Genomic DNA, 20,753 nt, shown 5'->3' on the forward strand with positions numbered 1-20,753 from the left:
GAAGCGATTACATTGAGAGCGATATTGACGCGGAGGAGTGAAAAAATGAAGAATCGAATACGCAAACGATGGAGCAAAGGAGCGGCAGCGCTGCTGGCAGCCGCACTGCTTGCGGGAATTGCGCTGCCCCCGCCGGCGCAAGCTGAAACGCGGTTTCCGGCGGATATGGATGCAGCTGATCTCTTGCGGCTGAATGAAGCCATAACCGCGGCGTCAGGGGCAGACGGCGGAATGCCGATAGAGGCGAGCGCAGTTCTACCAGCCCAGGGGCAGCTCGAGCTGATCAGCGAATCGGCCGCGGGCCATGCCGGCGACAGCTCGTCGCCTTCGGTGAGCGAGGACGGCCGCTTCGTCGCGTTCGATTCCGCTTCGGCGGGGATCGTCGAAGGCGACGACAACGGATTTGCGGACGTTTTCCTGCTGGACCGGGAGACGAACGCGGCCACAATGATCTCAAGAACGGACTATGGGACAGCTCCAAGCTATGATCCTGTCATCAGCATGGACGGCAGCTATGTCTTGTTCGCTTCGGAAGCCTGGAATTTGGTAGAGGAGCATGACTGGGATGAGACGATAAACCTCTATTTGTATGACAGGCAGTCAAGCACGAGGCAGATGGTGGCCAAGGGAGTCAGTCCGGGAAAAAACAAGTATGCTGTCAGCGCGAACGGGCAATTTATTACGTTTTGGTCCAGAGCGGACAATGGCGTAAAGGATGATTTCAACAACAATTGGGATTTATTCCGGAAGGATGTTTCAACGGGACGGACGGTGCGCATCACCTCGCATCCTTATTCAGCTGCTGAACCTGCAGAACAGACCATGTACTCGGTGTCGATGTCGCCCGACGGGAATCACATCGCTTTCGATTCGCCGCAAGCGAATTTGGTGGAGGGCGATACGAACGACGCAATCGACGTGTTCGTGTACGATTACCAATCGTCGGCGGTTGAGCGTGTAAGCGTATCGTCCTCCGGCGGTCAGGGCAACGCCGGCAGCGGCTCGCCTTCGATCAGCGCCGACGGCCGTTATGTCGCATATTCGTCCGAGGCTTCCAATCTAGCGGAACAGAGCGGGGGAGCATTCGGCATCGAGATTTTCGTCCACGACAGGAAGACGAAGGAGACGAAGCTTATCCCTTCGCTCCCGGAAACGGAGGGCGAATTCAAGCAAGCGCCGGCGATTTCGGCGGAAGGCCGGTTGCTAACCTATGAAGCGCGGCAGGCAGGCTTACAGCAAATTTATGTGCACGACAGAACCTCCGGCGTAACCCGACTGCTTAGCGCCGGCCTGACCGGAGACGGCGGAAATGCAGACAGCATGGAGTCTTTTATAACAAATAACGGCCGCTATGCCATGTTTGCCTCGCGCTCTGTCAATCTGTCCAATCATGAAGATACCGAGGACATGGACGTTTTTTTGGCAGAGCTTGAAGGGCTCCCGGCGGCAGAGTCTCCAAAGTGGCCGGAAAGCGCGAACGTGCAGGTGGAGCAGGCAGGGGGGAGCTACGCGGCTTTAAGCTGGACGCCCGTAGCCGGCGGCGACGGCTCCACGATATACAAGGTAATGACCGTCCATGACGGCTATCGGCGCATTGCGGCCATTACGCGCAGCGCGAGCGCGCTTGTGAGAGATCTTGAGCTGGCGGAGCCTTACACATTCGAGGTAGCTGCGGGCAGTGAAAGCTACGTTTTCGGCGAGAAGAGTTTAACGGTTTCGACGAATACCCTGCTTCCAGAAACGACGCCTCCCGGCAAGCCTGTTCACTTGAACGTCACCCCAGTTCAAGGGCGGCTGCTGGTTTCCTGGACTGATCCTCCGGATTTGGATTTGACCGGCATCATTTTGCAATGGAAGAAGGCGGAGGCCGCCGCGTACAAGGAAGTCTTTGTGCTGCCCGGCCAACAAAGCCAAGTGCTGGAGGGCATCACGAACAGCCGCATTTATGATGTGCGGGTGATGGCGGTGGATGCTGAAGGCAATCGGTCCGAGGGTACGCACGCGCAGGCGAAAAGCATGGACGGCCGTGTCCTGGAGCGAATCTCCGTCACCGAAACGGGAGAACAGCTGTCTCCGCGAACCAACGAGAACGAACAGCCGCGTCCGGCTTCGGTCGATGTCAGCGCCGACGGGAGGTACTTTGTGTTTTCGGGCAGAGCGCACAATTTGATTCCCGATGCGGATTGGGGAACGGCAAAGCAAATTTATTTGTATGACAGGCAAACAAGCGCTCTGAAAGTCATTAGCCGGGACCGTGACGGCTACCTCGGTTTTGATGACAGCTGGAGTCCTAGAATTAGCGGCAACGGCCGGTTTATCGTTTATGTGACGGATGCCAGCAATCTGGCAGGGTTAATCGATTCCAACTTGTACGGCGGTATTGTGCTGTACGACCGGGACAGCGACGGCAACGGGATATTCGACGAGCAGGAAGGAACGGCAGCGGAGCTGATATCTCCCTTTACCTATTGGCAGGACCCTGAGCAGCTCTCGTTTGCGGAACCAGCCATCAGCGACGATGGAGGGAAAGTGGCATTCCGCTCAGCAGGAGAAGGGGGTTCGGAAAGCAGTCTGTATGTTTATGACCGATCGAAGAGCGAGAGCGGGGAGGAAGAGGGGCCGCTAGCGGATCCGATCAGCAAGCTTGCGCTGCCTCAGGGAAGCTATTCGAGCCCGGCGATGAGCGCAAATGGCGAATACTTGGCTGTGCAGACGACGGCGGCGCTTGATCCGAACGATACGGACGGATATAACGACGTCTATGTCATCCGGCTATCCGATTTGCAAGCGGAGCTCGCTTCCGCGATTGAGGGTGAAATGGAAGGCGCCATGGCTCAAGCAGCCGAGCCGTCTATCTCCGATGACGGACAGCTTGTCGCATTTGCTTACAATGAGGATGAACAGACGCAACGTTATGGCGTATACCTCTACGACCTCCGAACAGATGAAGCTCGCAGCATCGCGTATTCAGCGCTAGGCCATTCCGAGCATCCCGCGTTAAGCGGCGACGGGACCGTAATCGCCTACACGGGATACGCTTCGGATTCGCCGGGCTTCGGCACGCACGTATTCGCCTATGATATCCCGACGGGCGAATCGAGCGTAATCAGCAAATCGGCTGAGGGGAGCTACGGCAGCGGGTCGTCTCATCATCCGGCGCTCAGCAGCGACGGGCGCATTGCGGCATTCGTCTCCTCCGGAGACAATTTGGCAGCGGGCGACACAAATTTTACGGATGACGTTTTTTACACGGAGCTGAAATCGTCCGCTGCTGCGGATACGGAGCCGCCAGTCTGGCCGGACGGAGCTGAGGCTGCCGCGAGCGGGCCTACGCACCAATCGGTGACGATTAGCTGGCCGCCAGCTTCCGACCAAAGAGGAGTTGTTTCTTATCAAATATTCAATGGGAACGAGCTTGCCGCTACGGCTTCGTCCTCAGAGCTAAGCCGCGCAATTAGCGGGCTTCAGCCGGAAACAGATTATACATTCCGCATTATTGCAATAGATGCCGCCGGCAATCGAAGTGAGGCGTTATCCGTAAGCGTCATAACCGGCAAGGCGCCCGAAGGCGGCGAGCTTGCCCTATTCGATGCGAAGGCAAGTGCGCCAGTGAAATATGGCTCCTATGCCCAAATCGGCGATTTGCTTACCGTTGCCTTTAAAGGCACTGCAGGGTATCAAGCGTCGGCCGTCGTCCATGCGGTTCTTGAGGACGGCACGGCGGTGGAAGAAGCTGTCGATGTAACAGAGCAGGCAGCCAGCCATTATAGCGGCAGCTTCGAGCTAAAGGAAGGAATTTCCGAAATAACGGGAGTCGAGGTTCGGCTGACGGATGGCAATCGGCACAAGGTGCAAGAGGCTGTTATGAAAACAAAGGTGCGCGTAGGCGGAACGGTTCAAATCCTGCTCGCCGGGGAGCAGCCGGAATGGATGGACCAAGGGACCCTTATATTGTCCTCTCAGGACCGGGACCGGATGGCGCAAGCGGCGATCAAGCTGGACGGCAGAGACAGCTACGAATTGCGGGGGCTGCCGGCGGGGCCGGAAGGAAGCGGGTATAGGATCGTTGTGAAGACGGCTTCCGGCGAGCCCGTGGAGCTTGTCGCGGATCAAATGACCGTACATGCCGGCAAGAGGAGCGCTTTCACACTGGAAGCCAAGCCTATAGCTTCGCTCGAGGGATTGTTGTTTGCCGTCGGGCAGTCTGAGGCCGCGGCTTTCGTTACGGCTTTTGTCGGAGGCGACATGGTTTACTCCTCCTACGGCCTGACCGTTAATGGGGGCGAACGTTATAGGATCGGCGGATTGCATGTCGGAGAAGAAGTTACAATCAATGTTTACCCGAGATCAGCGGAGCTGAAGCAATTGCAGGTAACGAAGGTGGTGGAGAAGCCCGGCAGCAACGTATTCGATATCGAGCTTCCCGAGCGGTCGCGAGCCGTCCTTCGCGGCCAGGTTGTGAATCAGGATGGCGTCCCTTTGCGGGGAGCGGCCGTAACGGCAGTTCAATATGGAGAAGCGGGATATGAGACTAGGCAGGCCGTGACGGATGTGAACGGGATGTATGCGATGGAGCTTTACGAAGGCGCGGCAAGGATGACGGCGCGTTACGATTATTCCACGAGCAGCACGGAAGAGGTTCGTTTGGCAGCCGGCCAACAAAATAATCATGATATCAGGATGTCCGTGAATGTATTGCCGACCGTACAGCTTGACGTGTATACGAAGCATCTTGACGGAGATTGGGTTGGTCCGCTTTCATTGGACTGGCGCGTCCTAGCCCACTTCGGATACAGAGCGTCTCTCCCGGAGCGGAGCCAATCCGGAAATCTTCTGACGTTCTTTGGCAAGCCCGGCGAAACGGTGCGCATATGCATGAATGGCCGCGAATCTGGACTGCCGGCCGCATGCGGCTCCGCCATTCTGGATGAGCGGGATATCAGCCGAATTGAGCTGCGTATGGAGCAGCGCGGCGCTCAAGCGAGCGGCCGCATCGAAACGCTAGGGTCAATAGACCGTGCACAGGCTTCAATCTACAAGGTTGATTCCGAGGGGAAATTGTCCTTCGTCGAAGAGCGTTCAATCGGCCTTCAATTCGCGTTAAGCATCGATGAACCGGGACAATACCAGGTTGTTTTTTCGTCGTCGCATTATGGGATGCGTTCGGCCGTTCGGGGATTCGAAATCGCGGTAGGGGAAGTGTTAAACCTTGGCACGATTCGTTTGACTTCTCCGGGGCCATACGGAGGGCAAGCGGGTAACGCCATTACATTGGCGTCCTCGGAAGCGCTGCCGGGGGAACTGCTTCAGGTAAGGACCTCCTACGTCAACCGCAGCTCGTGGACAACCGAAAATACAAGACTCGTCGTACCGGTCCCTAGCGGTACGGAGCTTGCGCCGAACAGCGTAACGGTTAACGGAATGGCTGCGGCCGCGGAGATGAAGGACGATCACAGCTTTGAAATTGATTTGGGCGATGTTGCGAGCGGCAAGGGCGGCACAGCAGCCTATCATTTGAAGATAGCGGAGGATTATGAAGGCGAGAGGATATCAGTCACTCAACATATCCGCTATCGGCTTGAGGAAAGCGAGGAGGATGAATGGTTTGGGGAAGCGGCGGCAGCCGTTACTCGTCTTCGGCTGGACGCGCCTCCTGTGACCGGCTATAGGGATCCGCTCATCAGCGGGATCGGCCCGGCGGGAAGCATCGTCAGAGTATTTGACGGAGAACGGCCGCTGGGAGAAACGGTCGTCACTGCCGGAGGACTGTGGCGGCTTCGCATCCATTTAACCGATGCTGAGCGGAAGTCCGCGCACAGGCTGCGAGCGGAGGCTGAACTCGGAGCTCGGCGATGGTATACGGAAGAATCCGCCGTTATCTTTGAGCACAATTACCCGGAAGTGACCGAGGTCCGCATGAATCAGGCGGGCGGACGAATGGTGCATATCGACCCGAGTCAGGGCGTTGCGGTGTTTCCATATGTTTCGTCTTTGCAGCCTTTTACCGTAACGTTGAAATTCCAGGAGGATGAACGAGTCCGCAACGTAAGAGCAAAGATCGGCAATAAGGAAGTGCAGATGAGCCGCTCACCGGACGCCACGTACAGAGCGGTCATCAGCCCGACGGTGCTTGGCCCGGTCTATGTGAGGTATGACGTTCGCCGGGGACTCGAATTTGATGAGACATCGGTCCAAGAGGAGCAGCTGGGGAATTTGCCGGATGCGTTCGAAAAGATGGAGGAGACGGAGGTCGATGTCGAGCAGTCGCCGGATAATCCGTTGCGTATGAAAGCGTCGGTCGGCGGAACTTTCCTCGCAAAAGGGGAAAAGGTGACGATGCGTTCGACCGTTTCCTATGAGCCCGTCAATTACGTCACGACAGCCAGAGACGATGTTCTTCTCGCTTCGACTGGCCTAAAGCTTATGGGGTATTCCTTTGATTACGCCTTCTCGGGAAATACGTTCACGTATTCGATCAGCGGCTATATATCGGAAGAGGATTTCATGAAAGCGGGCGGAGATAAGGCGCTGCAGCAGCTCGCGGCCGTTTCAGGATCAGGCGAGCCGATGAAAGGCGCGGTCAGCACGGCAGCCGTTAACGTGCGGTCCATCAAAATTAATTACCGCGGAACGATGGAATTCGCAGAGAAAAACTTTGACCGATACGAATTTTACGACGATGTGAAGGACACGGTCGAGAATACGGATAAGCTGAAGCAGCTGGAGGATGTGCTGGGCATGATTGAAGCCGGCTGCGCGCCTGCGGCGGCGAATCAGTACCGGGATTGGACGGATCGGATCGCCGACCGTTATATGGCGCAGGAAGCCGCCAAGTGGGCGATGATCGCCAGCTCGATCTTGTTTGCTCCGACAACGCTCGGAGGGTCCATTCTCGTCTTTTTCATCTCAGAGCAGATTGAGGACGTAATGGACGATTCGATCGATTCGGAAATTAAAGATCTGAAAAGGCATATTGCACAGGATGACCGATGCGAAGAGGAGCCGGAGGAAAAACGGAAAAAGGTAGGCGACCCGAAATGGATTTACGATCCGAGCGGTTACGTGTACGAGGTGGAGCCGAACAATCGGATGGAAGGCGTAACGGCAACGGCGCTTTTTTGGGAGGAATCCGAGCAAGCCTGGAAGCCTTGGGATGCGGATTGGTACGGTCAGCAGAACCCCCACTTGACCGATATCAACGGGAAATACGGCTGGGATGTGCCGGAAGGCAAATGGAAGGTCGTCTATGCGAAAGAGGGGTATGAGCCGGCCGAAAGCAGAGAGCTGCTCGTGCTGCCGCCGCATACGGATGTAAACGTCGCGATGGAATCGGTGCTGCCTCCGCGAGCCCTATACGCGATGGCGGTCTCCGAAGGAGAAGCTGTCGATATTGTGTTCGACCGTCATGTGGATGAAACGACATTAAGCCGCCTGATGCTTTCGGCAACCGTCCAAGACGAATCCGGGGAGCCGGCCGAGATCGAAGGCGCGATCGCCGCGGTAGATCCGGTCGAGTATAAAGGACTAAAGGTGTCAAAACGATTCAGATTTACGCCGGCAGCGGCGCTGGCGCCGGGTCAATCCGTTCAAATTCGAATTTATGCCGGCGCGCAAAGCTACAATGGCATTCCGATGACGGAGGATTCCGTTCTTAACGTTCAGATGGAGGATCTCCCTCCCGGGATGGCGGCGAATGCGGAAGCGGATGCGACGGCGAACGGCGTAACGATAACCTGGACCGATCCGACGGATTTGGATTTCGACCGGGTGGAGGTTGCGTGGAGAAGCGCCGGCGGGACGGATGATTACAGCGAGCCCCTTGTCATACAAAAGGGCGGGGGTATTGCCGTTATTGACGGATGGACGCCGGGGGCTTCCTATGATGTGGCGGTCATAACGGTTGATGCGGGAGGCAATCGAACGAAGCATCAGCTGACCGTAACAACGCCATTCCTAGAACCGGAGCCTGATCTGGTTCCGACTCGTCCCGTCATGAATGCGGCGGCTGAGGCCCAAGGGACATCGCTGAATGTGTCCTGGACGGATCCGGCGTTTGCGGAGGATTTGGTGAAGGTGACGCTGGAATGGATGAAAGCGGGGGCCGAAGTGTCCGCCGGGACGATGGAAGTCGAACCGGGCGTGCAAAAAGCCGTCATTACCGGACTCGCGCCGGATACGTCTTACGACATCATCGTTAAGGCATGGGATGAAGCGGGCAACCCCTCAACCGGCTTCCTGCTCACGGAGCGAACTGGAACCGCGCCGCCGACCGGCGGCGGAGGCGATCCCGGCGGAACGCCAGGAGCCCCTCCTCCGGAGCGCTCGGATGAGACGAAGATTGTTGTTGCTCCTCAAGGCGGCTTGTTTGAAGGCTTCGACGGCAGGCTGAAGCTGGACATTGCAGAGGGTGCCTTCCCGAATGGCGCGCATTTGCAGCTGAGGCTCGACGAATCCGTACAGCCTCCGGATGAAGAAGGCTGGAGACTTCTGTCCCCGGCATACCGGATTCAAGAGGAAAGCGGCCAATTGCCTCGGAAGCCCATTCTGCTCACGATTTCGGACCAGGCGCTAGTGAGGAATGACGTGAAACCGAATTCGATGGGCGTTTATCGGAGGAATCCTCAGCAGCCGGACCAATGGGAGTATATGGGGGGCAAAATAGCCGCCGGCGGGGCCGCAATAGAGGCCTACATCGACAGTCCGGGAACTTATGCGGTATTGGCGTATGGTCATTCCTTCGACGATTTGAACGGGCATTGGAGCAAGCCGGAGGTTGAAGCGCTGATCAGCCGCCATATCGTAAACGGGGTTAGCTCTAACCTGTTTGCGCCGGAGCGGGCAGTCACCAGGGCAGAGATGGTAAAAATGCTGATAACGGCAATTCCGAGCTATATGGAGCTGCCGGCAAACGAACCGGCTCTGCGGTATAAGGACGTCGCAGCGGACGCTTGGTACGATGAGCTCGTTCATGAAGCGACCCGCCTCGGGCTTATACGAGGCAATCAGGGCCTATTCCGTCCGAATGACCCGATAACGCGCGAAGAGATGGCGGTGCTTGCGATGAGGTTCGCCGAGCTGCTGGGCAAATCCGCGAAAGCCGACGAACAATCGCTTGAGCGTTATGCGGACAACGGCGATATCTCGCCATGGGCTGCCGAAGCGATCGCATTCGCAACGGAGGCCGGTCTGATGAGAGGCGTGCAAGAAGACCGCATAGTGCCGAACGGGACGACGACTCGGGCGCAAGCGGCGGCCGTCCTTTATCGCATGCTGGTATTTATGGAGTGGATCTAAGCAAACGGGCTGGGTGCGCCCTCGCAGGACGCGAGGGAACCCAGCCCGTTCTTTTTGCTACGCCTGTTCGATTAGAGAGGATTGCCGCCGGCGAAGCTCATGCAAATGAGCTTCCTTCTTGCCAAGCTCTGATCCGAGCTCTGAAAGTATACGGCGAATTTGCTGGCGCTTCCCGTTAACTTGGGAGACGGCGTCGTTGATACGGCCTTGCACGACCCAATCCATGATCAGTCCGTCAAAAAAATAATCCGCGAAGGTCAGCATGCCGCTAATATCGATCGAAATATGAACGTCCCGTTCCACGTCCTTCAATTCCGTCTCGAAGCGCCGCAGCCGGCTCTGCGCGGAATGAATGGCGGAACGGGCTTCATCGATCCGATTATGCTTTGCCGCGGTCGCGATTACGCCTCCGCCTAACATGTCGAAGGTTCCCCAGTTTTTCGCGGATTCCAGCAGATTAGCCGCTTGATCCAGCGCGGACAGGACGGAACGGCCCGCGCTTACCGCTTCGTTCAGCTCCTTGGCGTCAGCTTGCGCTTCGGTTTCCTGAGCGGACAGCTCCTCTAATTCCGCGGCCAAGGCAGGATGCTCTTTATAGATGTGCCGCTCCTTCTCCCGCAAGGCGAGCTCAATATCGCCTTCCACGAAGCGTACCGACTCAAGCTTGAGATTAAGCTCAGCCAGCTCCTTCTCCAAGTCGTTGACGGTATCGGCCGCTTCATCGTACTTCAGCTTCGCTTGCAGCAGCTCGGCTTCCTCCTGCGTCAGTTTCTCCTCTTTTTTTCCAATCAGAGTGAAAAACAATGCCCCGAGACTAATCCCTTTTAACCGGTCTACATCCTTCTGCTCCTCGCGAAGCTGCTCCGCCCACTGGTCCCGTTCATGAATCCTTCGTTTCAGCTCATCGGTCAAAGCTTCTTTTTGCCTGGTCCAATTGCTCTTCTGCCTTTGCTTCGATTTAAGGGCGGAAATACGTTCGTTATAGGTGTGCAGCATCATGAAGCGCCTCCTTAGCGTTGAAATGCTTCTATTATTGAGTTCAAGAAAATGAAGCTGGTATGGGTGATGTTACGCGAAACGGAGCGATATGTTCCAAATTAGGGGCAAAAAAATCCCCTCAAACCGATACGATCCGTTTGAGGGGCGTTCTTATGCTTTAATGGCCGGCAGCCTCGTTGTCGTTCGAGATGCGCAGCACTTCAAAAAGTTTGAACAGAAGGCTGAGCACGATCGCGACGATCGTCGCAAGCGCCATGCCGCTGAAGGACACGTCGCCGATCGTCAGCTTCACGCCGGAGAGTCCGATGACGAGCACGATTGTTGTCAGGAACAGGTTCGTCGGGCGGCTGTAATCGACTTTTGATTCAACCAGCATTCGCAATCCGGATGCGGCGATAACCCCGAACAGCAGGAGGGAGACGCCGCCCATAACAGGGACTGGAATGGCGGAAATAACGGCTGAGAATTTGCCGAAGAACGACAGCACGATCGCGATAACCGCCGCGCCGCCAATGACGAAGGTGGAATACACTTTCGTGATGGCAAGCACGCCGATGTTTTCGCCGTAGGTCGTATTCGGCGTAGAGCCTACAAATCCCGATAGGATCGTGGAGATGCCGTTGCCGAGCATAGAACGATGCAAGCCCGGGTCTTTGGACAGATCCTTTTCGACGATATTGCCCGTTACGATGAGGTGGCCGATATGCTCGGCGATGACGACAAGAGCAGCGGGCGTAATGGCGATAATCGCCGTCCAGTGGAATTCTGGCGTCGTGAACGTCGGCGCTTGCAGCCAGTTCGCCCCGTCTACTCCGCTGAAGTCTGTCGCTTTCATGAAATAAGCCAGCACGTAGCCGAAGATGATGCCGAACAGGATCGGGATGATCCGCATGAAGCCGCGGAACAGAACCGAACCAAGCACGGTTACGGCGAGTGTAGCGGTTGACAAGATCACGGTGTCGGGATCCATCTTCCAAGTAGCGGGATCTGCTCCGTCGCCAGGAATGTACCCCGCCATTTTCGCCGCGACCGGCACCAGCTCCAGGCCGATAATCGCTACGATCGCGCCCATAGCCGCAGGCGGGAACACAACGTCGAGCCAGCGCGTGCCGGCTGCTTGTACAATGAAAGCAACGATGGTGAAGATGACGCCGGAAGCGATAAACCCGCCTAACGCGGCAGCGTAACCGCCATCGGCCGCCTGACTTGCGATTACGGCGCCGGCCGGCCCCAAGAATGCGAAGCTGGAGCCCAGATAAGCGGGGATTTTGCCTTTTGTGACGAGAATATAAAGCAGGGTTCCGATCCCGTTCATCAGCAAGCAGATGGCCGGATCGACTCCGAAAATGTTCGGCACGAGCACCGTCGAGCCGAACATCGCAAACAGATGCTGCAGACTGAGCATTATGCTCGTGGCAGCGGGCGGCCTTTCGTGGACGCCAATGGATCTTTGCATGGTTGTTTGCTCCTTAACAAAATATTTATAAATCGACAAATATCTTTGTTGATTCTACATAGTTCGACCTTATTTTGGCAAGCGTTTTCTTCATCTATTCGGAGTGCGGTATTCAAAAAAAAGAAACTGCGGAAGCTCGATCGCTTTCCCGCAGTTTCAATCATTCGTGAAATCGTATTATAGCTGGTTCCAGCTTCTGTACAGGAACGGAATCGGATGGAACGGGTAATCCAGCGGAATGTTGTACCCGTCGCTTGCAATCGGACGGAATGGATAGTGCGCCGTGTCATCCTGATAGACGCCGCCATAGCTTCCCGGTACAAACGGCGGCTGCGCGGTCTGGCTTGCTTGCCCCGTCATGCCGGACGGCGCCATGCCTTGCTGCATCATACCTTGCTGCATCCCCTGCTGCATCATACCTTGCTGCATCCCGCCTTGATTCATCATCCCTTGGTTCATCATGCTTTGCTGCTGCATCATGCCCTGGCTCATCATCCCCTGCATCTGTTCGTTCGTTATTTGTTGAATGACCCCCATTTGCGGCTTGTTGCAGCTGTTCGGGGGACCTATCACGACCGTCTCCGTAAGCGGAGCAAGCGCATCCTTCACCTTCGCTTCATCGAGACAATAGGAATGGGCGAGCACGCTCGCAGGCGTCAGCCGCAAAATGTCCGAACCGAAGATAACCTGCGGAACGGGCGCGTCGAAGATGGCGATCAAATGCGTGTTGTCCTCGCTTGCGATCTCGTAATGCCACCAGCCCTGCGGAACATTCGCAACTTGGCCCGGCGCAATGGGGAAGTTTAACAGCTCCTTCGTGAACGGGTTGATGATAGAGACGACCGCCGCTCCCGATACGCAGTACACCAGTTCAGTCGCGTTTTGGTGAATGTGCGGCTCGACTACGTTGCTTTTGCTTAAGAAAATATCGAGAAGCGACGCGTTGCCGAGCGTATTCAATTGATTGACGGATAAAGAGTTAATGACATTCCGGTCGTCTTTTCTAAAAAAAGGATTGTTGGCTAATGTGTACGTAAACTGCGCGGTCGGCGCCGTGAAATCCATATAGGATGTTGCCATGCTGCACTTCCTGCCCTTCGCCGAAAAAATGATGGTTCAGGACAGTGTATGTATTCGCCTAGATGGATGTGACCCGGCATGGTGCTTGAATGAATAACCCCTACAGCACTTTGGATAATTTGCGGTATTCCGTTGCGGAAATGCCTTCGGCCCTTCGGAACAGCCGGCTGAAATAATGGATGCTGGAGTAACCGGTCCGCTCGGCTATCCGTTCGATGGGAAGGTCCGTTTCCCGGAGCAGCCGTCGGGCTTCCCGATGTCGAACGGTATGAACAAATTCGTTGGGAGGCAAGCCTACCAGCTGTTTAAAAAGCTTGGCCGCATGATCGATGCTCAAATTCAGACGGTTCGCAATGATGGCATTGGACCAAGGCTCCTCGGGGTTACGCTCGATATTCTCGATCAGCTCCAGCAGCTTGCCGTCATGCTGAGACGCGAGTGAGCGGGAGCGGGCATGCTGCAGCCTCAGCAGATGCGACAAAATGTTCAGCATAAGCGCTTTGCAAGCCAGCTCATAGCCGATCGGCCTCATCGTAAATTCATGAACCAGCTGCTCCATGAGCTGCACGCATTCCAAAGTCGGCGTATAGACAGGGTCCTGAGACAACGGTTGAAAATCTTCAGAGACCGCTTCGTAGGCGAAGCGTTCCGCTTGCACCTGGGCCTCATTCACGATCATGTCCGCTTCCGTCTGGATATCCAGCTCGTCAAAAAAATCAAAGTGAATCCCCAGAAACCGGGTGTCCGGCCTCGAGACCGCTTCGTTTCGATGGAGGACGCCGGACGGCAGGAAGATCAACTGGCCTGCCGTTAACGTATAACGCTGCCCACGCATAGTCGTTGCAGCCTCGCCTTGACCGACATAGAGGAGCTCGAAATCATAGATTCGCCTTTCGGCGAGGGAGCCTGTAGGCATTCGCTGAAACTGCGCGTAATGAATGCTCGGCGACCATTCCTTGAACGGGGCCTTCCGCTGTATGGGAAACTCGTTTTCGAACGAATGCATCCTTCTTTAACCCCCTCGTTGCGACTGTATCGATAGAACGGAATCGTGCAAAAAATCACTCTTTCAGCTAAAGATTGTTGTCAGCTCGATCAAATAAGATATAGATATTATCACATGTTTATAGCAGCGCTTCAAGAAACGGAATTAGACAAATGATTAAATAGTTGAAAGCGAGGGAGCGTATGAAAAAGGGTATTAATATTTGGTCGTTTAAAGAGGGAAGCACGATTCAAGAGTGTATTCAGCTTGCTCAAAAAGCCGGCTTTGAAGGCATCGAGCTTTCGCTCAACGAGTCGGGAGAGCTTGGACTAGACGCGACGGATAAGGATGTGCACGCCATTAAATCCTGGCTGGACGATGCAGGGCTGGAGATTGCAGGGCTGGCGACCGGCCTTTATTGGAACTATTCGATGACGAGCGCCGATCAATCGAAGCGCCGGAAAGCAATCGATATCGGCAAGAAGCAGCTTGAGCTGGCTTCCGCTTTCGGCGTCGACGCGGTTCTTGTCATCCCGGGGGCAGTCGGGGTGGATTTTATTCCGGGCTCCGAGGTCGTGCCGTACGATGCCGCCTACGAGCGGGCGTCGGAAGCGATCGCCGAGCTGGTTCCGCATGCCGCAAGCGCGGGCGTGTCCATTGCCATTGAAAACGTATGGAACAAATTCCTCTTGTCGCCGCTTGAGCTGCGCCGGTTTATCGACGATCAAGGCTCCAGCTATGTCGGCTCCTATTTCGATGTCGGCAATGTCGTGCATAGCGGTTATCCGGAGCAGTGGATTCGTATACTCGGTGACCGCATCAAAAAAGTGCATTTCAAGGACTACCGCCGGCAAACGGGAGGCTTGCACGGTTTCGTCGACCTGCTGGCAGGCGATGTAGACTATCCGGCAGTCGTACAGGCGCTGCGGGAAATCGGCTACGAAGGGTATGTCACGGCGGAGATGATTCCTCCTTATTCGCATCACAGCGAGCAGATCATCTTTAACACATCGGCGGCTATGGACGCGATATTGGGCCGCAGCCGCTAAACGGTTCGGCTGAAGTAATGGAGAATAAGGGAGAGGGTATTCCATGTTGAAGGTAGGACTTATCGGATTCGGATTTATGGGGCGCATGCATTTTGACAATTACGTTCGGTTGATGAAGGAAGGCGCGAACGTCCGCTTGGCGGCCATCTGCGACACAAGGATCGACGAGCTGAAAAACGTTCCCGCTGCCGGCAACATTGCCACGGAGCAGCAGGTGTACGATTTATCGCCATTTCAGCTGTATGATGATATAGATAAGATGCTGGAGAACGAAGAGCTGGATATCGTCGACATAACGCTGCCGACTACGCTGCATGCGGATATCGCGATTTCGCTAATGAAGCGCGGCATTCACGTCTTGTGCGAGAAGCCGATCGCAAGAACGTCCGAGGAAGCTTACCGGATGGTCGAAGCGTCCAAGGAGACAGGAAAGACGCTGATGATCGGCCAATGTCTCCGCTTCTGGCCGGCCTACGAATATTTGAAGGAATGCGTCACGGATGGACGCTATGGCAAGGTTACCTCCGGCTATTTCTTCCGGGGAGGCGCAACTCCGGAAGGCTGGTTCCGAAACGGCGAGCTTAGCGGCGGCTGCATGCTGGATATGCACATTCACGATACGGACGTCGTCAACTGGCTCTTCGGCAAGCCGGAGGCGGTGTCGACGCTCGCCCGCAATGTTGTTCCCGGCAGCGCCTATGATATCGTGTCGACGAATTACATGTATCCGGACGGCAAAGTGCTGAACGCGCAGGCCGACTGGACGCTTCAAGGCGACTTCGGCTTTGCGATGACGTTCCGCGTTAATTTCGAAGGCGGCAATCTCGTTTTTGAGAACGACCGGTTGAAGGTGAATCCGAACGAAGGCCTCGGCTTTTATGCGGAGCTGCCCAAGGATATGGGCTACTACCGCGAGATCCGCTATTTTCTTCAAGCGGTCAGCGAAGGAAAACCGGTAGAGGTCTGCACGCCCGATAGCGCTGCGGCGTCGCTAGAGATCGTGGAGGCGGAAATTCGTTCCGCGAATAACCGGGGCGCGATTGAAAGGCTATAGAAATACTGGCTATGGCAGCTTTGCGGAACTGGAAAATCCCCGCGAAGCTGCCTTTTTGTTCGGGCTCGGGCGGATTTGCTTTTGTGGACGTGTTGCATTCATACTAAGAGAGAGAGAAATCCAAAGGTCATGGTCCATAAAAACTTTAGGAGAGTCCCAATGAACCAAATCGAACAATTTAAGAAGCTAAAAACCGAAGTTACCCGTTTTATGATGATGTATCAATTCGCCCTTAACGAGCTTGAGACCAAGATCGAGATATTAAAAGAAGAGTTTCAGTTTCTCCATGACTACAATCCGATCGAACATACGAAATCCCGCGTGAAATCGCTTGAGAGCATTATGACCAAAATTAGCCGCAAAGGCGTTCCGCTCTCGCTCGATGACATCAAGAGACATATTAAAGATATCGCCGGTCTGCGCATCACGTGTTCCTTCATTGCCGATATTTATCAAATCCGCGACATGCTGAAAAATCAATTCGAGCTTCGCGTCACCGAAGAAAAGGATTATATCCAGCATCCTAAGCCGAACGGCTATCGCAGTCTCCACCTGCTGGTCGAAGTGCCCGTTGTCATGTCGGACGGGAAGGAGAATGTCTGCGTCGAAATTCAGATTCGCACAATCGCGATGGACTTTTGGGCTAGCCTAGAGCATAAAATCTTTTATAAATACAATCAGTCGGTGCCTTCGACTTTGCTGCAGGAGCTGAAGGAGGCATCCGATTCGGCCAACAAGCTGGATCTGCAAATGGAGCGGCTGCACCGGGAAATTGCCGTCATCAAAGAAAGCCAAAGCGACGATCAAATCGAGGATTTGACGCAGCTCTTTATGGGCAACCGTCAATTCAGGCTGCCTCAGGGGCTTCTGCAGCTCAGCAAAGAGGAAGAGAAGTAGAGCCGTTCTCTATCTGCCCGCGGCGCCGCCGGCTATTAAACCTTTTATCTATTGGACATAACTTTTAATTTCTAGTAGGATAATAGAAAAAGTGAGAAGCAAGAACAATGGCGCTAAGATAGGGGTTGAATATAATGCTGCAGCTAGGTTCGAAGGTCATCATTATGTCCGACCGGTTTGAACAGAAGCTTCCTATAGGAGAATACGGCTATATTATCGCTTATGAACGAAATGCCGATAACGTCTTTGATTATGTGGTCCGGGTCCCGTCGGCCAATCGCAACTTTTTAGTGATCGACGAGGATGTGGAGCTGGAAGAGACGCTTCTGCAGCTGGAGGCGGAGCGTATCGAACGGGAGGCGCTTATCGATTTTGCGCTGGCTACGCATAACGAAGAGCTGTTCAAGCGCATTATGAACGGCGATCAGGAGGAAGAAGAGACGGAGCAGGCGAAGGAGCCGATCAGCCGGGAAGACTTCATCCGTCAGGTTAATCTGAAAGCGTGGATCTGATAAGAACCGGGTTTGGCATACAGGAGAAGGACGGAGCGGGGAGATGAACCCCTCCGTCCTTTTGCTTGTCAGCGCGCGTCAGCCTTGCTCTATCGTTGCTGTCTGCGGCCTATGTAGGCTATAATAAAAAGAATGACTTTTATAGAGGAGAGTACCCCGATGAGCATAACGTTGAAGGATGTTGAGCATGTTGCGAACCTGGCGCGCCTGGCGCTGACGGATGCGGAGAAAGCCCAGTTCACCGACCAGCTCAATGCGATCTTGAAATATGCCGAGAAGCTGAACGAGCTGGACACCGATAACGTCGAGCCGACGACTCACGTGCTGCCGATTACGAATGTGCTGCGCGACGACGAGTGCAGAGAATCGCTGCCGATCGAGAAGGTGCTGCTGAACGCGCCGGACGAGGAAGACGGACAAATTAAAGTGCCTGCGGTGCTTGAATAACGAGAATAAGTGGATTTTTGAAAAGGAGGGGCTGCTGTTGGCACTGTTTGACCTACGCCTGCAGGAAGTACATAACCAATTGAATAACAAAGAGCTCTCCGTAGCGGAGCTCGTAGACGCGTCTTACGCGAGAATCAAGGAGACGGAACCTGCAATCCAAGCCTTCATTACATTGAATGAAGATAACGCGCGAGCGCAGGCTCTTGAAATGGACAAGCGTCTGCAAGAAGGCGGCGAGCGGGGATTGCTGTTCGGTCTCCCGGCCGGTATCAAAGACAATATCGTAACCGAAGGTTTGCTGACAACTTGCGCGAGCCAATTCCTACGCAACTACAATCCGATTTACAGCGCCACGTCGGCGCTTAAGCTGAAGGCCGCGGACGCGGTCACGATCGGCAAGCTGAACATGGATGAATTCGCCATGGGCGGCTCGAACGAAAACTCCAGCTATTATCCGACGCGCAATCCTTGGAACACGGAGTATGTTCCAGGCGGCTCGAGCGGCGGCTCCGCGGCTTCGGTTGCGGCGGGACAGGTCTACTTCTCGCTAGGATCGGATACGGGCGGCTCTATCCGCCAGCCGGCCGCTTATTGCGGCATTGTCGGCCTTAAGCCGACGTACGGCTTAGTATCGCGCTTCGGCCTGGTCGCGTTCGCGTCCTCGCTGGACCAGATCGGCCCGCTGACGAAGAACGTGGAAGATGCAGCCTATGTGCTTCAAGCGATCGCCGGCTACGACAAGAACGATTCCACATCCGCGAATGTGGAAATTCCGGACTACACCGCCGCTCTGACCGGCGATGTCAAGGGCTTGCGCATCGGCGTGCCGAAGGAATACCTCGGAGCGGGCATCGACCCAAGAGTGAAGGAAGCGGTCATGAACGCGCTAAAGGTTTACGAATCGCTCGGCGCGACATGGGAAGAAGTATCGCTGCCGCACACCGAATACGCGATTGCAGCTTACTACTTGCTGGCGTCATCCGAGGCGTCCTCCAACCTGGCGCGCTTCGACGGCGTGCGTTACGGCGTGCGCGCGGACAATCCGGACAACCTGATCGACATGTACCGCAAGTCGCGCAGCCAAGGCTTCGGTCCGGAAGTGAAACGCCGCATTATGCTGGGCACTTACGCGCTAAGCTCCGGCTATTACGACGCGTATTATTTGAAAGCGCAGAAGGTTCGCACGCTGATTAAAGGCGACTTCGATAACGTCTTTAAGCAGTACGATCTTATTATCGGGCCGACGGCTCCGACGCCTGCATTCCGAATCGGCGAGCAGGTTGGCGATCCGCTTACGATGTATTTGAACGATATTTGCACCATACCGGTCAGCCTTGCGGGCGTTCCCGCAATCAGCGTTCCTTGCGGAACGGCGGACGGGCTGCCAATCGGTCTGCAAATTATCGGCAAAGCCTTCGACGAGACGACGGTGCTGCGCGCCGCCCATGCGTTCGAAGCTCATACCGATCATCACAAGCTGCGCCCGCAGCTGTAACTATCGCGCTCTTGAAGCCCGCTTAGGAAAGGAACGATAAGAATGTCTGTTGGAAGCAAATATGAGACGGTCGTCGGACTGGAAGTGCATGTCGAGCTGCACACGAAAAGCAAAATTTTTTGCGGCTGCTCCACAGCCTTCGGCGCGCCGCCCAATACCCATACATGCCCCGTCTGCCTAGGGCATCCCGGCGTGCTGCCGGTGCTCAACCGGCAAGCCGTCGAATTTGCGATGAAAGCCGCGATGGCGCTGAACTGCAAAATTGCGGACGTCAGCAAGTTCGACCGTAAAAACTATTTTTATCCCGATTCGCCGAAGGCTTATCAAATTTCGCAATACGACCAGCCGATCGGCGAGAACGGCTGGATCGATATCGAAGTGAACGGCGAGACGAAACGAATCGGCATTACCCGCCTTCACTTGGAGGAAGACGCGGGCAAGCTGACGCATGTTGACGGCGGCTACGCTTCGCTCGTCGACTTCAACCGTGTCGGAACGCCGCTTGTCGAGATCGTCTCGGAGCCGGATATTCGCACGCCGGAGGAAGCGAAGGCGTACCTCGAGAAGCTGAAAGCGATTATGCTCTATTGCGAAGTGTCAGACGTGAAGATGGAAGAAGGCAGCTTGCGCTGCGACGCGAACATCAGCCTTCGTCCATGGGGCCAAGAGAAGTTCGGCACGCGCGCGGAGCTGAAGAACATGAACTCCTTCCGCAGCGTGCAGCGCGGTCTGGAGTATGAGCAAATGCGCCAGGCGGACATTCTCGACGCCGGCGGTGAAGTTGTGCAGGAGACGCGCCGTTACGACGACACGGTCGGCAAGTCCTTCTCCATGCGCGGCAAGGAAGAAGCGCATGATTACCGCTACTTCCCGGACCCGGATCTCGTCCGTCTGCATATTAGCGAAGAGTGGAAGGAGCGCGTGCGCGCATCCATTCCCGAGCTGCCGGATGCGCGCAAAGCGCGCTATACGTCCGAATACGGACTTCCTGCGTACGACGCGGAAGTGATCACCTCGTCTAAGAAGCTGGCCGATTTCTTCGAGGACAGCTTGAACTATACGAAAGACGCCAAGGCGGTCGCGAACTGGATTATGGGCGATCTGCTCGGTTACCTCAACACGAACGGTCTTGAGCTGTCCGACGTGAAGATTACCGGCCAAGGCCTCGGTGAAATGATCGGTCTGCTCGAGAATGGCACAATCAGCGGCAAGATCGCCAAAACCGTATTCAAAGCCATGCTTGAAAGCGGCAAGCTGCCCCAGCAGATCGTTGAGGAGCAAGGTCTTGTCCAAATTAGCGACGAAGGCGCGCTGCTGGCCGTCGTTGATTCGATCATCGAGAAGAATCCGCAATCCGTAGAGGACTTCCGGGCGGGCAAAGAGAAGGCCATCGGCTTCCTGGTCGGTCAAATTATGAAGGAAACGAAAGGCAAAGCCAATCCGGCGCTTGTAAACAAGCTGCTCCTGGAACGGCTGAAATAGCGG

Annotated in this window: 11 protein-coding genes and 1 pseudogene; 8 read left to right on the top strand and 4 right to left on the bottom strand. The window is 55.3% G+C overall.

The features are described from left to right. Positions 1–45 precede the first annotated feature (45 nt). Positions 46–9,294: an S-layer homology domain-containing protein gene (locus D3P08_RS25470; RefSeq protein WP_119602942.1), complete on the top strand. Its 9,249-nt coding sequence runs from the start codon at positions 46–48 to the stop codon at positions 9,292–9,294. A 57-nt stretch (positions 9,295–9,351) separates the two neighbouring features. Here the strand turns inward: D3P08_RS25470 and D3P08_RS25475 are convergent, their stop codons facing one another. From D3P08_RS25475 to D3P08_RS25490, 4 genes and pseudogenes are all read right to left on the bottom strand, one after another. Further along, entirely contained in the window at positions 9,352–10,293 is a 942-nt protein-coding gene (locus D3P08_RS25475; protein ID WP_119602943.1) for a coiled-coil domain-containing protein, read from the bottom strand. Positions 10,294–10,450: 157 nt separating this feature from the next. Next, complete coding sequence (gene uraA / locus D3P08_RS25480; RefSeq protein ID WP_119602944.1) at positions 10,451–11,749, bottom strand: uracil permease; 1,299 nt, start codon at positions 11,747–11,749, stop codon at positions 10,451–10,453. 450 nt (positions 11,750–12,199) lie between these two features. Further along, positions 12,200–12,829: pseudogene (locus D3P08_RS27995) on the bottom strand (cupin domain-containing protein); the annotation flags it as partial. A gap of 100 nt (positions 12,830–12,929) precedes the next feature. Further along, complete coding sequence (locus tag D3P08_RS25490) at positions 12,930–13,835, bottom strand: AraC family transcriptional regulator (RefSeq protein WP_119602946.1); 906 nt, start codon at positions 13,833–13,835, stop codon at positions 12,930–12,932. A 182-nt stretch (positions 13,836–14,017) separates the two neighbouring features. On the opposite strand from D3P08_RS25490, the gene D3P08_RS25495 reads away from it, so the two are divergent. The 7 genes from D3P08_RS25495 to gatB all read left to right on the top strand — a co-directional run bounded on the left by D3P08_RS25495 (position 14,018) and on the right by gatB (position 20,750). Continuing rightward, positions 14,018–14,863 (top strand): sugar phosphate isomerase/epimerase family protein, encoded by an 846-nt coding sequence (locus tag D3P08_RS25495; RefSeq protein ID WP_119602947.1) that lies wholly within the window; start codon positions 14,018–14,020, stop codon positions 14,861–14,863. Between the two features lie 43 nt (positions 14,864–14,906). Further along, the gene (locus D3P08_RS25500; protein WP_119602948.1) at positions 14,907–15,917 is read left to right on the top strand and encodes a Gfo/Idh/MocA family protein; all 1,011 of its coding nucleotides are present in this window, start codon (positions 14,907–14,909) and stop codon (positions 15,915–15,917) included. Positions 15,918–16,076: 159 nt separating this feature from the next. Further along, entirely contained in the window at positions 16,077–16,814 is a 738-nt protein-coding gene (locus D3P08_RS25505) for a GTP pyrophosphokinase (protein WP_119602949.1), read from the top strand. A gap of 134 nt (positions 16,815–16,948) precedes the next feature. Further along, complete coding sequence (locus D3P08_RS25510) at positions 16,949–17,326, top strand: ATPase (RefSeq protein WP_119602950.1); 378 nt, start codon at positions 16,949–16,951, stop codon at positions 17,324–17,326. Positions 17,327–17,485: 159 nt separating this feature from the next. Beyond that, the gene (gatC, locus tag D3P08_RS25515; RefSeq protein ID WP_119602951.1) at positions 17,486–17,773 is read left to right on the top strand and encodes an Asp-tRNA(Asn)/Glu-tRNA(Gln) amidotransferase subunit GatC; all 288 of its coding nucleotides are present in this window, start codon (positions 17,486–17,488) and stop codon (positions 17,771–17,773) included. Between the two features lie 37 nt (positions 17,774–17,810). Further along, positions 17,811–19,268, top strand: a complete 1,458-nt coding sequence (gatA, locus tag D3P08_RS25520; RefSeq protein ID WP_119602952.1) for an Asp-tRNA(Asn)/Glu-tRNA(Gln) amidotransferase subunit GatA — start codon at positions 17,811–17,813, stop codon at positions 19,266–19,268. A 42-nt stretch (positions 19,269–19,310) separates the two neighbouring features. Continuing rightward, positions 19,311–20,750, top strand: a complete 1,440-nt coding sequence (gene gatB, locus D3P08_RS25525; protein ID WP_119602953.1) for an Asp-tRNA(Asn)/Glu-tRNA(Gln) amidotransferase subunit GatB — start codon at positions 19,311–19,313, stop codon at positions 20,748–20,750. The last annotated feature ends 3 nt before the right edge of the window (positions 20,751–20,753 follow it).

The sequence above is a fragment of the Paenibacillus nanensis genome (assembly GCF_003583765.1).
In the GTDB taxonomy this organism is placed as follows: domain Bacteria; phylum Bacillota; class Bacilli; order Paenibacillales; family Paenibacillaceae; genus Pristimantibacillus; species Pristimantibacillus nanensis.

Excerpts from the sequence above, each read along its gene's own strand:
- D3P08_RS25510 (WP_119602950.1), top strand. The coding sequence starts at position 16,949 with ATGCTGCAGCTAGGTTCGAAGGTCATCATTATGTCCGACCGGTTTGAA.
- D3P08_RS25505 (WP_119602949.1), top strand. The coding sequence starts at position 16,077 with ATGAACCAAATCGAACAATTTAAGAAGCTAAAAACCGAAGTTACCCGT.
- D3P08_RS25500 (WP_119602948.1), top strand. The coding sequence starts at position 14,907 with ATGTTGAAGGTAGGACTTATCGGATTCGGATTTATGGGGCGCATGCAT.
- D3P08_RS25470 (WP_119602942.1), top strand. The coding sequence starts at position 46 with ATGAAGAATCGAATACGCAAACGATGGAGCAAAGGAGCGGCAGCGCTG.
- gatB (WP_119602953.1), top strand. The coding sequence starts at position 19,311 with ATGTCTGTTGGAAGCAAATATGAGACGGTCGTCGGACTGGAAGTGCAT.
- D3P08_RS25495 (WP_119602947.1), top strand. The coding sequence starts at position 14,018 with ATGAAAAAGGGTATTAATATTTGGTCGTTTAAAGAGGGAAGCACGATT.
- D3P08_RS25490 (WP_119602946.1), bottom strand. The coding sequence starts at position 13,835 with ATGCATTCGTTCGAAAACGAGTTTCCCATACAGCGGAAGGCCCCGTTC.
- uraA (WP_119602944.1), bottom strand. The coding sequence starts at position 11,749 with ATGCAAAGATCCATTGGCGTCCACGAAAGGCCGCCCGCTGCCACGAGC.
- D3P08_RS25475 (WP_119602943.1), bottom strand. The coding sequence starts at position 10,293 with ATGATGCTGCACACCTATAACGAACGTATTTCCGCCCTTAAATCGAAG.
- gatC (WP_119602951.1), top strand. The coding sequence starts at position 17,486 with ATGAGCATAACGTTGAAGGATGTTGAGCATGTTGCGAACCTGGCGCGC.